This window comes from Streptomyces plumbidurans, from assembly GCF_019857225.1.
Lineage (GTDB): Bacteria > Actinomycetota > Actinomycetes > Streptomycetales > Streptomycetaceae > Streptomyces > Streptomyces plumbidurans.
Genome location: NZ_JAFJSY010000095.1, coordinates 22,327 through 35,429, shown reverse-complemented (window position 1 = coordinate 35,429; position 13,103 = coordinate 22,327). Strand labels below are relative to the sequence as shown.

Sequence of the window (13,103 nt, the reverse complement as noted above, 5' to 3'; positions counted from 1 at the left end):
GGCTCCCTCGCGAGCGAGCTGGCCGATCAGGACGAAGAGGCCCGGAAGGCCATCGCCCAGCACTTCGCCACCTGGGAGGGGCTCCTCGAGGCCGGTCTGGTGCGGATGAAGGACTCGGGAGTCCTGCGCGCCGATGCGGACGCCAAAGAGCTCGCCACCGGTCTCATGGCAGCTCTTCAGGGCGGGTACCTCCTCGCGCGGACCGCTCAGGACGTCACACCCATGAGGATCGCCCTCGACATGGCGATCGCCCACGTCAGGGCTTATGCCGTGCCCGCTGAGGACGACGATGCGGATACGTCTGAAGGGTGAGTGCAGTCCCTTCATCTGCTGGACTTTGCCGTCCTCCCGGCGGGGTTCGGGGTGTGACGGCCATCGGCGAACGCGTTCGTCCGCATGTCTCATCTTTCACAGGCGCATCAGCCGTCACCGAAACGCGTCGGCCCTCTGCACGAAAGACGCACAGCTTCGACAAGTAGAGGACTATTTAGTCCTGAAAAATGAACGAACCTGGGGTACGTTGGGGGGACGGCGGTCCCTTGCGGGCGGTCGAGCAGCGAAGCCTCACAAGGATCCCCAGGGCGGTAGGCACGATGTATGCGGGAGTCCAGTTCTCAGTTCTCGGCCCGGTCCGGCTACACAGGCAGGGGGTCGAGGCCGGAGCTGGTCAGCCCAGGCAGTGCGCAGTCCTTGCTTCGCTGTTGCTCAGGGCCGGCCGGCCTGTCAGCCTCTCGAAACTGGTGGAGGACGTGTGGGGGGACGAAGCCCCACCGTCGGCCATAGGCTCCGTGCGCACCTACATCTACCGGCTCAGACAGGCACTGGGAGAGCAGAGCGACAGCTCCGTACACCTGGTCGACGGGGGCTACCGGCTGCACATCCAACCGGACGCTCTGGACCTGAACAGGTTCAAGGAGACCGCGGCCAAGGCGCGAGAGGCGCGCAGCACCGGCGACCTGGCGTCTGCGACGAGCCTGCTGACCAAGGGCCTGGAGATGTGGAAGGGAGTGGCTCTCGCCGGTGTCCCGGGGCCGTTCGCGGACCAGCAGCGCAGCGTCCTCGGCGAGCTGCGTCTCGCCTGTGCCGAGGAGCAGCTCGCCTGCGAGGTGGAGCGAGGGCGCTACGCCGAAGCCGCGGCGGAACTGTCCGCCCTGCTTGTCGAGCACCCGCTACGAGAGCGCGTATGCGGCCTCCTCATGACGGCGCTCTACGGTGCCGGCCGGCAGTCCGAGGCCCTGACGATCTTCCACACGACCAGTCATCTGCTGCGTCAACGCCTCGGTGTCAGCCCGTCGCCGGAACTGCAGCAGGTCCACGAGCGCATCCTGTCCGGGCGACTCGAGCTCGCGCAATCCACCGACCTACCGAAGAGCGCGCCGCGCGCACCCTCGCCTCACGCTCCGGCCCAGCTCCCGGCCGCCCTGCCGAGTCTCGTCGGCCGCGAGAGGGAGCAGGAGCAGGTCGAGCGGTTGGTCGCCGACGCGGAAGCGTCGTCGTCCGTGGCCATCTGCACGATCGGCGGACTGGCCGGCGTCGGCAAGACAGCGTTCGCGACGACTGTGGCCCACCGTCTGGCGGACCGCTTCCCGGACGGACAGCTCTTTGCCGACCTGCAGGGAGCCGGGCCCGAGGTCGAGCCGCGGGACCCCGCGCACGTGCTCGAGGACTTCCTGCAGTCCTTGGGAGTGCGCCCCGAGGACATGCCCGAGACGACGCAGGCACGAGGACTCATGTTCCGCGGCCTGCTGGGCAACCGTCGCGTGCTCGTCCTGCTCGACAACGTATGGAACACGGACCAGGTCAAACACCTCCTCCCCGGAGGGCCCGGCTCCATGGCCCTCGTCACCAGTCGTATGCAACTGCACGCGCTCGTCGCGGCCTACCAGGCGCTTCCCCTGACGCTCATGCCCCTGAGCCAGGCGGACGCACGCAGCCTGCTGGCCCGCCGGCTGGGTGCGGCGAGGACGGCAGCCGAACCAGAGGCCGTCGACCGCATCGTCCGGCTGGCCGGGCAGCTCCCGTTGGCCCTGGCCAACGTCGCCGCCCGCGCCGCCTACCGACCGCAGCTGCGCCTGGCGAGCCTGGCCGACGAGTACGAGGCGCCGGAACACCGAACCCTTGATGCGTTCGCGAGCGAGGAGGACCAGGCGCTCGACGTCCGCGCGTCCCTCACTCGCTCGTACCGCCTGCTCGACACGGAGACGGCCGCGCTCTTCCGTGACCTGAGCGCCTGCCCGGACCCCATGTTCGCGGCATCGCAGGTCGCGGACCTGGCCGGGCGACCCGAGTGCCGGGTCCGCAAGGTCCTGTCGCGCCTCATACGGGCGCACCTCGTCTCGGAGGTCGGCCCAGGCCGATACAGCTGGAACCGTCTCGTGGCGGCGTACGCAGCGGAGCAGGCACGGAACGGGCTCCTCGACCAGGGCGAACTGACGGGTTGGTAGGGCGAGCAGACACCGTCACCATGCGGCCCAGGCATTCTGCGGATCCCAGGCGTTCTGCGGAGACGACGACGCCGCCGGCGGCGGCGGCCGGAGCCTGGCTCCCGCGACGGACCGGAGTTCGGTGCCGTCGTTCACCGGCGTACGCTTCCACGCGCTTGAAGTCGTCACGCGGCGGTGCTGTCGCCGAAGACGTCGAGTTCGGATGGCTAGGCCGGATCCGCCGACTGGAGGAGGCTGCGATCTTGATGGGCGACGGGCACGGGCCTGAGCGGTCCGAGCACGAGGACGTGCTCGGAGCCGAATGGGAGAGGCACCGGCCCGCGGTGTTCGGCGTCGCCTACCGGCTGCTGGGGGCGTGGCCGATGCCGAGGACGTGGCCCAGGACGTGTGGCTGCGGGCGGCGGGAGCAGATCTGCGGGACATCGGCGATCTAGGGGCCTGGCTGGTGACGGTGGCCGCGCGGCGGTCGTACGACATCCTCAAGAGCGCCCGTCTCCGCCGGGAGTCCTACGTAGGACCGTGGCTCCCGGAACCTTTGCTGACGAGTACCGGACGCGTCGCAGCCGGTACTCGTCGTGAATCGGTCACGTCGGCGATGCTCCTGATCATGGAGGAGCTGTCCCCACCGGAACGGGTGGCCTTCGTCCTGCATGACGTCCTCGGCCTTGGATTCGGCAAGATCGCCGAAGTCCTGGACGTCTCCGTGCCCGGTGCCCGGCAGCTCGCCTCGCGGGCACGCCGTCGGGTGGTCAAAGCGAAGCAGTCAACCCCACAGGCATCGAATGCCGAGCGCGAACGCGTCCGCACGGTCTTCCGTGCCGCATACGAAGCCGGAGACCTGGCCGGCCTGGTCAGACCCCTGCACCCGGAGGCCGTCTACGTCACCGACGGCGACGGCCAAGTGTCCGCGGCGCGCAAGCTCATCCACGGCGGCGAGAGCGTCGCCGAGGTGATGGTGCGTGTAGGGCGCCAGCGGCAGCCGGACCGCATCGACCTCGTCGAAATCGGCGGTGAGCTCGCCCTGGTGTTCCACCGCGAAGGCCGCGTCTTCTCCGTGGACACGGTCCAGATCACGGATGGTCTGATCACCGCGTACCGCCGGGTCATGAATCCCGGAAAACTCGCACGCGTCTGAGCTGTCACACCAGGAGGGGTTGCCTCGTCTCCCTGGTGAGACAGAAGAACGGGCGACGAAGGAACTGCAATGAACTCCGCGGGTGCACGGGTCGTGCGCCTGCATCGCCTCTTGCCGCCCCTGCCAGAGCACGCACCACCGGCCACCAAGGCGCGCCCGAAGCGGGCACGGCAGGCCACACGAACGATATTCGAGGAACAATGACCGACTCCCCACGCGTCAACATCGGCAAGCAGCACCCGGCCGCCTACAAGGCCCTCATCGCCCTGTCGTCGGAGGCGGAAGTGGCCGTCGCCGCAGCGGGTCTCGACCCGCTCCTGGTCGAGCTGCTGAGGATCCGCACCTCCCAGATCAACGGATGTGCCTTCTGCCTGCGCATGCACACCCGCGACGCGCTCAAGAAGGGCGAGAACCCCGACCGGATCGCCGTGCTGCCCGCATGGGAAGAGACGGGCTACTTCTCCGAGACCGACCGCGCCGCTCTCCGCCTGACCGAGGCGATCACCTGCGTGCCGGACGGACACGTCAGCGACGAGGACTACGACGCGGCCGCGGCCGTACTCACCGCAGACCAGATTTCCGCCATCGCCTGGCTGGCAACGGTGATGAACGCGTTCAACCGCGTCGCCATCACCAGCAGGTATCCGGTCGGCACCTGACCTTCGTCCGAACCCGGAGGGAGGGAAATCGCCCGCACGACTCGGTGTGGTTGGCGTTGTAGAGGCCTTGTAGAGCTGTTGTAGACCCTGCCGTGGAAGCGTCGCATCACAGCAAGGAGTGTTCGTTCACCATCCGATGGAGAGTGATTCCCGTGGCCACGGACTTCGAAGGCAGGAAACTCGTCGTGATCGGCGGCGCCAGCGGCATGGGCCTCCAGACCGCCGATAACGTGATCGCCGGAGGCGGCAGCGCGGTGATCGTCGGCCGTGCGGGCCAGAAGCTGGACGACGCGGTGGCCGCGCTGTCCCGCTCCGGCAGTGCCTGGGCAGTCGAGGCCGACCTGGCCGACCAGGACCAGGTCGTCGAGGCGCAGAAGCAGTTGGCGGAGGACCACCCCGACGCCACGCTCCTCGTCAACGCCGCGGGATTCTTCAAGCCCAAGCCCTTCCTCGACCACGAGGTCGCGGACTACGACGCCTACCACGACCTCAACCGGGCGACCTTCTTGCTGACCCAGACCATCGTCCGGGGCATGGTCGCCTACGGCCAGGGCGGCGCCATCGTGAACGTGGGCAGCATGTGGGCGCACCAGGCCCTCGCCGTGACACCGTCGTCCGCCTACTCGATGGCCAAGGCGGGCCTGCACGCCCTCACCCACAACCTGGCCATCGAGCTCGCCGGCGAGGGCATCCGGGTGAACGCCGTGGCTCCGGCCGTCACCCGGACGCCGCTGTTCGAGAAGGTCTTCCCCGCGGACCAACTGGACGCTGCGATGGACCAGTTGAGCGGCCTGCACCCGCTCGGCCGGGTCGGTACCCCCCAGGACCTGGCCTCAGCCATCGTCTTCCTCCTCTCGGACGCCTCGAGCTGGACCACGGGAGCCATCCTCAACGTCGACGGCGGGGTCATGGCCGGCCGCAACTAGAAGCAGCCTCACGCCCCGTCCAGCACGGCCACCTGACAACTGCGCCGGGCGGGGCCGTCCCAAGGCATCGATCCATGCCGACAGCGCACGAAGGAGCCCGCATGGCAGGCAGTCTGAAAAGCGTGACCGACGAGACCTTCGCAGGCGAGGTGCTCACGAGCGGCAAGCCAGTGCTCGTCGATTTCTGGGCCGAGTGGTGCGGTCCGTGCCGCCTTGTGGCGCCGGTCCTCGAGGCGCTCGCCGCCGAGCACGGCGACAAGATCACGATCGTCCAGCTGAACGTCGACGAAAACCCGCTCACCGCCGAGCAGTACGACGTCAGGTCCATCCCCACGCTCAACGTCTACCGGGACGGCAAGGTCGTCAAGACGGTCATCGGAGCCAGGCCCAAGTCGGTGCTGGAGCGAGAGCTGCAGGATTTCCTGAAGTGAGTGGGCTCTGAAGGTGTGCGTCCGTCTCGGCGCCTGCCGCACCTTGGTGCGGCAGGCGCCGAGACGGGTCAGGCCGGTGTTCGGGGCACCTTCCAGTCCAGCCGGACGTAATGGCTCATGTGCGCGTCGGGGTGGCGCTGAAGGTAGTACTGGTGCTCAGGTTCCGCCTCCCAGAACGTGCCGGACGGGACAACCTCGGTGACCAGTTTCCCCGGCCATGATCCGGACGCGTCGCAGTCCGTGATCATCGCCCGTGCGGTGCGCCGCTGCTCCTCGTCCAGGTAGAAGATGGCGGACCTGAAGTTGACACCGACATCGTCGCCCTGCCGGTTCAACGTGGTGGGATCGTGGATCTGGAAGAAGAACTCCAGGATGCTGCGGTAGTCCGTGCCGGACGGATCGTAGGTGACTTCGGCCGCCTCCGCGTGGTTCCCGTGGTTCCGGTACGTCGGTTGCACCACCTCGCCACCGGTGTAGCCGACACGCGTGTCCACGACACCCGGAAACCTGCGGAACAGCTCCTGTACGCCCCAGAAGCATCCGCCCGCCAACACGGCATACTCCCTTGCCGCTAACACGCTGCATTCCCCTTCTGTGACCTTGGAATCCACCGACCTCCGGTGCTGCACCGGCCCGGACGGCCAAGGTCCGCGCCTTCGCGTGGTCGTGGCAGCCGTACAGGGGCCTGGACGCAGCGCGGCCGGACCGCTGGCTCGTCCACCATTAGCTGCATCGATCGGGGATTCCTTACCTCAGCGACGAGTACGACGCCTCGACCTGCCCGAAGAGCCCGTCCGGGACCAGGCGAGTCGCACCTGGGCCGCCCGCCGGGGCGGCCCTTCGGTTGCCTGCCCAAAAAGCGCACTCAACACGGCACGTGCATCGCTCGCTGAATAGGCCGGAACCCCTGTCAGTGAAGTCCAGGAAGGCGCACAGGGCGAGAATGAGAACAGCGACTTCGCGTAGACGGTCTGTAGATGGTCCCGTGATTGTCTCGTTCGTACGAGATGATTTGGGGACTGAAGGCCATGCACTCTACGGATGTCAGAAAAACGTGCCGCACGGATTCGAGCGGACTTGCCGGAACCAACGGCAGCGCTCCAGCAGCGGGGCCCGCCACAGAGCGACGCCCACTCGACCCTGAGTCCGCCGCCTGGGTCGACGCGCTGGAGAACGCCTGTGGACCCCAGTACGAGCAGGCCTGCACGCGACTGCACGAGCTGCTGGTGCGGATTGCTATGGACGAGGTGTTCCGCCGGGGTTCGCGTTATCGAATTTCCGGGCCCGAACTGGATGACATCGCCCATCAGGCGGCTGCGGACGCACTGATGAGGATCACGCGGAAAATCCATGGATTCCGAGGCGAAGCAAAATTCACCACATGGGCGTACCGGTTTGTCGTCCTTGAAGTGTCCAACAAGCTGGGGCGTCATTTCTGGCGCGCGTCAAATGCGCGTTTCGACTCGGAGGAATGGGCGCAGGTGCCCGACCGGGCCGGCGTGGACCCCGTCAGCTACTGGCAGGCACGCGAGCTCGTCGAGGCCGTGCGCGACGCGGTCGCGACAGCACTGAGCGCCCACCAGCGGAAGGTCTTCGTCGCCGTCGTCAACGGTGTTCCCCTGGATACGCTCGCCAGCGAGTTGGAGACGAACCGGAACGCGCTCTACAAGACGATGTTCGACGCCCGTAAGAAGCTGCGGGCTCGGCTCGTTGCCGGTGGACACCTCGGCACCGCGGGCTGACGCAGCGGCCACCGCGCCGGTCTGCCGCAGCGATGACCGCCGGGCTGCGACCGCGGTCGTACAGGTGGCGAGGCGCCGGAGGTAAGACGTCACTCCCTACGGGCGCTGACCTCCGAGGGGGCCGCAGGGGCCGCCCCGGACTGACAAGGACGGCGAGTATGACGTTCGCCTCGCGTGGTTTCCACGGCCGAAGGCCGTCTGCGGGTACGAAGCTGCCGCCTGGGCAGTACGAGACGACCGGCTTCCCGGTGCTGTCCGCAGGGCCCACTCCCCGCATCCGGAAAAACGACTGGCAGCTGACGGTGAGCAGCGAAACCGGAAAGCGGCACGTGTGGGACTGGGCGGGCCTGATGGCGCTCCCGGCCGAGTCCCCGACCGTCGACCTGCACTGTGTGACGAAGTGGTCGAAGTTCGGCACCGAATGGCGGGGCGTGTCCCTGGACGTGCTGCTCGCGGACGTGGAGACGGCCGCAGAGAACGTCCTGATCAGCTCCTACGGGGGCTACACCACGAACATCCCCCTCGCCGACCTGGTCGACGGGAAGGCGTGGATCGCCTACGGCTACGGGGGCGGCGACTTGGCGCCCGAACACGGCGGCCCCGCTCGACTGCTGGTCCCGCACCTGTACTTGTGGAAGTCCGCGAAGTGGGTGCGCGACATCGAGCTGCGACAGAGTGACCTGCCCGGCTTCTGGGAGAGCGCCGGCTACCACAACTACGGCGACCCGTGGCGAGAGCAGCGGTACCAGGGCGACTAGGCGAGAGACTCCGGCGGCGGACCGCGGAAGTGACGGACCTACGCGCGGAGTCGGCGACGAACGTAGCGGGGGGATCGGATCGGGACTCGTACCCCTGTACTGAACGCTTTGGCTGACGCAGGATGTTGAGGTGGCGTCCGTAGAGGCCGGCGGCCCCGAGGCGGACATCGTCCCCACGACTTCAGTCTTCAGCGCGGGTCGCGCGGCCCAATCACGCGGAATTCGGCTTCGCCGACGTGGAGGACGCCGTCCGACAGCGGTGTGCACCGCACGCCGCCCCTGCCGCGCAGCGCTCGCTGCGCCCCGGGTCCGATGGCAGCGTCCATCCACGCGCAGGGCCGTGCGGCACGGTTGACCGCGAACGCGATCGGGCCGTCGCCGGTGTCGAGCTCCACGATCCGATCGATGCAGGCGTCGATGTCGACACCTCGGAGCAGGATGTTCCGTCGTGTCTGCTGCAGGCCGACCGCGGGGTCGATGTGTGTGGGCAGATTCTCCGACGCCATGATGGTCACGGAGGCGTCCCGGTGAGCCGGCTGGGCGAAGTACCGGTCGCCGACGATTCCGAGGTGACGGCGTACCCGGATGTGTTGCACCAGCCCACCGACAGGGTCTGCTGACGGCCCCTCAGCAGGCCTTCCGGAGTACCGGTGTACGGGTGACACGAGGAGTTGCACCACCTGCACCGGCTCGTCGTGGGTGACGTCTGGGGAGCTCAAGCCGAGTCAGTTCCCTTCTTTCCCCGGGGGCGGTTCTCCCGGGCGCTGAGGAGTCTTTCCCTACGGGCTCGCACCCGTTCTTCCTCGTCCATTCCACCCCAGATCCCGTACTCCTGTGCTGTGGCGAGCGCCCAACTGGCGCACTGCCGGCGGACCGGACATGTCTTGCACACGGCCTTCGCCTCGTCGGCCTCACGCCGGCCGGGGCCCTTCGGCCCTGCGGGGAAGAACAGTTCGGTGTCGAGGCCCCGGCAGCCCGCGTTGTCGAGCCATGTCAGCATGCCGCTCGCCCGGGGCTGGAGCCAGGACCGAGGTGTTCCCAAGGTGGCGTCGCTCATGGCCATGTGTGCAATCTGCGCGTGCAGGCCTCGAGCCGGGACTCGGTCGCGGTGAGCAGGCTGTCCCAGGACTCCTGGAACTTCGCCACACCCTCGTCCTCCAGCTGCTGGACGACTTCGGCGTAGGAGATGCCCAGGCGCTCGATCACTTCGATGTCGGCCCGCGCCTCGTCGTACCTGCTGCGGAGGTCGCGACCTGCGGCGTGTTCCTGAGCTTCGACGGCGAGCAGTGTCGCCTCGGGCATGGTGTTCACGGTGTCCGGGGCGATGAGTCCGGAGACGTATTTGGTGGCCTCGTACGCCCTGTCCTTGACACCCGTGGAGGCCCACAGCGGGCGCTGCTTGTTCGCCCCGGCACGGTGCAGGCGGTTCCAGCGCTCACCGGAGAAGGCCTCCTCGAAGGCCTCGTAGGCCAGGCGGGCGTTGGCCACGGCGGCTCTGCCCCGGAGGGCTCTGGCCTCGGGGGTACCCAGGGCGTCGAGGCGCCGGTCGACCTCCGTGTCCATGCGCGAGACGAAGAACGATGCCACCGAGGAGATCTGCGACAAGTCCAAGCCGCCGGCACGGGCCTTCTCCAGGCCTGCCACATAGGCCTCGGCAACCTGCCGGTAGCGGGCCAGGGAGAAGATCAGGGTGACGTTGACACTGATGCCCTGGGCGATGGTCTCGGTGATGGCGGGCAGGCCCGCCTCGGTTGCGGGGATCTTGATGTAGATGTTCGGGCGGTCGACCAGCCAGGTCAGGTGACGTGCCTCGGCGATCGTCGCCGTGGTGTCGTGAGCCATGTGCGGATCGACCTCGATGGAGACGCGGCCGTCCTGGCCGGCGGGCGATACGAGGAAGACGGGGCGAAGTAGGTCGGCGGCGTCGCGCACATCCGTCGCTGTGACGGTCCGGACTGCCTCCTCGGCGGACACGCCGCGCACCGCGAGTTCGGACATCTGGACCTCGTACTCCACGCCGTGCGATATCGCGTCCCTGAAGATCGTCGGATTTGTCGTGACGCCCACCACGCGGCGGCTGCGGATCAGCTCCGACAGGCTTCCCGACTTGATCCGCCCACGGGACAGGGTGTCCAGCCACACGGACACACCGGCGTCCGACAGATCCTTCAACATGCTCGTCATGTGTCCCACACCTTCCGGGGGTGGCGAGGCGGCTGCGGCACGGGCCGCCCGGGCGTGCTCACGTCTGCGGATCGGCGGCCGCAGTGCGACCCATGCGCACAGAGCGCGCCTGCGCCGGCCCAGGGGCCGTTCTACGGGGTTGGTGCCGAAGGCGTCCGGTGGTTCGACCACAAGCTGAAGGCGCCTCGGTACGGCTCGAGCATAATGCGCCCTTTTGCGCAGGGGCAGAGGGAAGAGCCGCACGTCGACGTGGAGTAGACGCGCTGTGGATGGCACGTTCGCCACGTCGGGTGGAGGGGTGCACGTGACGGGCCTCGCTCGTGCCGTGGATCGGGTGGTGGTAGGCGCCGACGCGGTGAAGGCGGGCCGGCGTGCATCAGACCGCCGGTGGCAGGGGATTACAGCAGTGCAAGCCTCACGATGTCGGCGCCGGCGAGCAGCCGGTGCTCGATCGCCGCCGCGATGGAGCCGTATCCGATGGTGATCGCGCGGGTGTCGGCCAGTGACCGGGTCAATGGGGGCGCCCGGCGTCGGACGTGCTGGTCGCGGATCCTGCGGGGCAGGTCTCGTTGGGCGGCCAGGACGAGAGCCACTGCGCGTTCGGCGACGCCAGCGTCATGCAGGCAACGGCCGTTGGACAGCGCAACCCCCGGACTGGTGTGGGGAAGCAGCTTCTCCATGCCGGCGCCGAGGCTCTGCTCGGTGGCGAGTGCTCCCACCGCGGCGGCGCGGGCCGGCCGGGCGGGGTGCGGCAGACCATTGAGGGCGCCGCGGATGAGTTCGGCGGCCAGTCCATCGCCGGCTCCGACCGTGACCGTGAATGCGGGCCCACTCGGCGATGCCGCGGGCGGTGATGCGCCCGGTCAGGAGTTCACCTTCCGCTGGGCCAGGCAGCACCCAGTCGGACCGTGGGGCGAGGTCATCACGGGCGGCGATCCGATCACGACTCCGCCCGCGCCCCCGCAGGCCCCGACGCACTCGCTCCTTCGGCAAGGACCATCAGTGACACCCGAACGCCCCACCTCGCCGTCGTCACCTTCGGCAGAGCGGCCCGCAGGTTCCGTGGGCACTGGTGACGATGACGTCGTCGGCGTCCAGGTGGATCTCGTCAGTGCTCGATGCTGTGCGTGGTCTCTTCCTCGTTGGGCCGCAGTTCTTCTCTGGTGGGTTTGGCGACCTGTGCCGACGGCCCGAAGTAGGCGCGGGACAGGCGTGTTCTGAGCTGATCGCGGCGGGAGAGCTTGCGAGGGATGCCGTTGGCGTCCTCGGCCGCTCCGGGGTCGAGGGGCTGGTACTGCTCGTGCGCGGTCAGGGTGTGACGTTCTGCGGGGGAGAGGTCCTGGTGCACCTCGATGTACTCGCCGTGCGGCAGGCGACGGATGGTGCCTGTCTCCCTGCCGTGGAGGACCTTCCTCTTGTCACGGTTCTGGAGACTGAGGCAGATGCGTTTGGTGATGAGGAATGCGACTACAGGGCCGACGAACAGTGCGATGCGGATGAACCAGGTGACGCTGTTGATGGAGAGGTGGAATCGGGTCGTGAAGAGATCGTTTCCGCCGCCGACCAGGAGCAGGAAGTACACGCTGAGCCAGGCGACGCCGAGACCGGTCCGCACGGGTCGGTTGCGCGGCCTGTCGAGGAGATGGTGTTCGCGCTTGTCGCCGGTGATCCAGCTTTCGAAGAAGGGGTACAGGCCGATGGCCAGCAGGACGGTCGGGAACACGATCAGTGGAATCAGCACACCGAGGTTGAGGGTGTGGCCTGCCGCGTTGATTTCCCACCCCGGCATGACGCGGATGAGACCTTCGGAGAAGCCCATGTACCAGTCCGGCTGGGCGTTCGTGGACACCTGGTCGGGGCGGTAAGGGCCGTACGTCCACACGGGGTTGATGGAAGCGATGGCCGACATGGCGGCGATCACGGAGGCGACGAGAAAGAAGAAGCCGCTGGTCTTGGCGAGGTACACGGGCAGGAAGGGCATGCCGACGACATTGCGGTTGGTCCTGCCGGGGCCGGGCCACTGTGTGTGCTTGTGGTAGACGAGAAGGATCATGTGGACGACGATCAGCGCGGCGATGAGAGCGGGGAGCAGCAGAATGTGCACCGAGTAGAGCCGGGGGACGATTTCGGTGCCGGGGAACTCTCCGCCGAAGAAGAACATGGCCAGGTAGGTGCCGACGATCGGCACGGAGAGGATGGCGCCCTCCACGAAGCGCAGCCCCGTGCCGGAGAGGAGGTCGTCGGGGAGGGAGTAGCCGACGAAACCTTCGAACATCCCCAGAACCAGCATGGTCCAGCCGAACATCCAGTTCACTTCGCGGGGCTTGCGGAAGGAGCCCGTGAAGAAGTGGCGCATCATATGGATGAGCATGCCCGCGACCATGATGAGGGCGGCCCAGTGGTGCATCTGACGGATGAGCAGGCCACCGCGCACGTCGAAGGAGATGTCGAGGGTGGAGGCGAAGGCCTCGGACATGGTGATGCCGTTGAGCGGCGCGTAACTGCCGTGGTAGGCAACCTCGTTCATCGACGGGTGGAAGAAGAACGTCAGATAGATCCCGGTCAGGATCAGCACGACGAAGCTCCACAAACACACTTCGCCCAGCATGAACGACCAGTGGTCCGGAAAGATCTTCCGCATGTTGGCCTTGGCGATGGTGTAGAGGCCAAGCCGGGAATCCGCCCAGTCCGCTATGCGCTCACCCCGGGGTGAATCGCGTTGGTCTCTGAGGTTATTGATCGTCACCTTGCGCTCTTCTCTCCGGACGCGGGCACTCCTGCCGTTTCCGGATGCCTCTCCGCAGACACGTGGATCCGGTCACGT

General features: G+C 67.6%; 14 protein-coding genes. 8 read left to right on the top strand and 6 right to left on the bottom strand.

The window, feature by feature from the left end; all coding sequences use genetic code 11:
* The 6 genes from JYK17_RS35900 to trxA form a co-directional block, all read left to right on the top strand.
* Positions 1–312 (top strand): LmrA/YxaF family transcription factor (locus JYK17_RS35900; RefSeq protein WP_222812030.1); only part of this gene is annotated, 312 nt, incomplete at its 5' end.
* A gap of 281 nt (positions 313–593) precedes the next feature.
* A complete protein-coding gene (locus tag JYK17_RS35895) occupies positions 594–2,444 on the top strand; it encodes an AfsR/SARP family transcriptional regulator (RefSeq protein ID WP_128800753.1) in 1,851 nt (616 codons plus the stop codon).
* A 355-nt stretch (positions 2,445–2,799) separates the two neighbouring features.
* Positions 2,800–3,579, top strand: coding sequence for a sigma factor-like helix-turn-helix DNA-binding protein (locus tag JYK17_RS35890; RefSeq protein ID WP_234548400.1), 780 nt, complete (start codon positions 2,800–2,802; stop codon positions 3,577–3,579).
* A 200-nt stretch (positions 3,580–3,779) separates the two neighbouring features.
* Positions 3,780–4,238: a carboxymuconolactone decarboxylase family protein gene (locus JYK17_RS35885; protein WP_108015994.1), complete on the top strand. Its 459-nt coding sequence runs from the start codon at positions 3,780–3,782 to the stop codon at positions 4,236–4,238.
* 152 nt (positions 4,239–4,390) lie between these two features.
* Complete coding sequence (locus tag JYK17_RS35880) at positions 4,391–5,164, top strand: SDR family NAD(P)-dependent oxidoreductase (RefSeq protein WP_108015993.1); 774 nt, start codon at positions 4,391–4,393, stop codon at positions 5,162–5,164.
* Between the two features lie 101 nt (positions 5,165–5,265).
* Positions 5,266–5,595, top strand: coding sequence for a thioredoxin (gene trxA / locus JYK17_RS35875; protein WP_108015992.1), 330 nt, complete (start codon positions 5,266–5,268; stop codon positions 5,593–5,595).
* Between the two features lie 68 nt (positions 5,596–5,663).
* Here the strand turns inward: trxA and msrA are convergent, their stop codons facing one another.
* Entirely contained in the window at positions 5,664–6,173 is a 510-nt protein-coding gene (gene msrA / locus JYK17_RS35870) for a peptide-methionine (S)-S-oxide reductase MsrA (protein ID WP_108015991.1), read from the bottom strand.
* Positions 6,174–6,623: 450 nt separating this feature from the next.
* Between msrA and JYK17_RS35865 the strand changes: the two genes are divergently transcribed.
* Together JYK17_RS35865 and JYK17_RS35860 are read left to right on the top strand one after the other, a co-directional pair.
* Positions 6,624–7,337 (top strand): sigma-70 family RNA polymerase sigma factor, encoded by a 714-nt coding sequence (locus tag JYK17_RS35865; protein ID WP_234548401.1) that lies wholly within the window; start codon positions 6,624–6,626, stop codon positions 7,335–7,337.
* Positions 7,338–7,495: 158 nt separating this feature from the next.
* The gene (locus JYK17_RS35860; RefSeq protein ID WP_222812029.1) at positions 7,496–8,095 is read left to right on the top strand and encodes a molybdopterin-dependent oxidoreductase; all 600 of its coding nucleotides are present in this window, start codon (positions 7,496–7,498) and stop codon (positions 8,093–8,095) included.
* 188 nt (positions 8,096–8,283) lie between these two features.
* Here the strand turns inward: JYK17_RS35860 and JYK17_RS35855 are convergent, their stop codons facing one another.
* The 5 genes from JYK17_RS35855 to qcrB form a co-directional block, all read right to left on the bottom strand.
* Entirely contained in the window at positions 8,284–8,601 is a 318-nt protein-coding gene (locus JYK17_RS35855; RefSeq protein WP_234548541.1) for a molybdenum cofactor biosysynthesis protein, read from the bottom strand.
* Between the two features lie 209 nt (positions 8,602–8,810).
* Positions 8,811–9,095 carry a WhiB family transcriptional regulator gene (locus JYK17_RS35850; RefSeq protein ID WP_108016007.1) on the bottom strand — a complete coding sequence of 95 codons (285 nt, stop codon included), beginning with the start codon at positions 9,093–9,095 and terminating at the stop codon, positions 8,811–8,813.
* Positions 9,096–9,148: 53 nt separating this feature from the next.
* Entirely contained in the window at positions 9,149–10,279 is a 1,131-nt protein-coding gene (gene tal / locus JYK17_RS35845) for a transaldolase (RefSeq protein WP_108015989.1), read from the bottom strand.
* A gap of 398 nt (positions 10,280–10,677) precedes the next feature.
* Positions 10,678–10,998 (bottom strand): Rossmann-fold NAD(P)-binding domain-containing protein, encoded by a 321-nt coding sequence (locus tag JYK17_RS35840; RefSeq protein ID WP_128800749.1) that lies wholly within the window; start codon positions 10,996–10,998, stop codon positions 10,678–10,680.
* A 389-nt stretch (positions 10,999–11,387) separates the two neighbouring features.
* Positions 11,388–13,025, bottom strand: coding sequence for a cytochrome bc1 complex cytochrome b subunit (gene qcrB, locus JYK17_RS35835; protein ID WP_443742968.1), 1,638 nt, complete (start codon positions 13,023–13,025; stop codon positions 11,388–11,390).
* Positions 13,026–13,103: the final 78 nt, after the last annotated feature.

Excerpts from the sequence above, each read along its gene's own strand:
- JYK17_RS35865 (WP_234548401.1), top strand. The coding sequence starts at position 6,624 with ATGCACTCTACGGATGTCAGAAAAACGTGCCGCACGGATTCGAGCGGA.
- JYK17_RS35850 (WP_108016007.1), bottom strand. The coding sequence starts at position 9,095 with ATGCTGACATGGCTCGACAACGCGGGCTGCCGGGGCCTCGACACCGAA.
- JYK17_RS35895 (WP_128800753.1), top strand. The coding sequence starts at position 594 with ATGTATGCGGGAGTCCAGTTCTCAGTTCTCGGCCCGGTCCGGCTACAC.
- trxA (WP_108015992.1), top strand. The coding sequence starts at position 5,266 with ATGGCAGGCAGTCTGAAAAGCGTGACCGACGAGACCTTCGCAGGCGAG.
- JYK17_RS35885 (WP_108015994.1), top strand. The coding sequence starts at position 3,780 with ATGACCGACTCCCCACGCGTCAACATCGGCAAGCAGCACCCGGCCGCC.
- JYK17_RS35855 (WP_234548541.1), bottom strand. The coding sequence starts at position 8,601 with ATGGCGTCGGAGAATCTGCCCACACACATCGACCCCGCGGTCGGCCTG.
- JYK17_RS35860 (WP_222812029.1), top strand. The coding sequence starts at position 7,496 with ATGACGTTCGCCTCGCGTGGTTTCCACGGCCGAAGGCCGTCTGCGGGT.
- tal (WP_108015989.1), bottom strand. The coding sequence starts at position 10,279 with ATGACGAGCATGTTGAAGGATCTGTCGGACGCCGGTGTGTCCGTGTGG.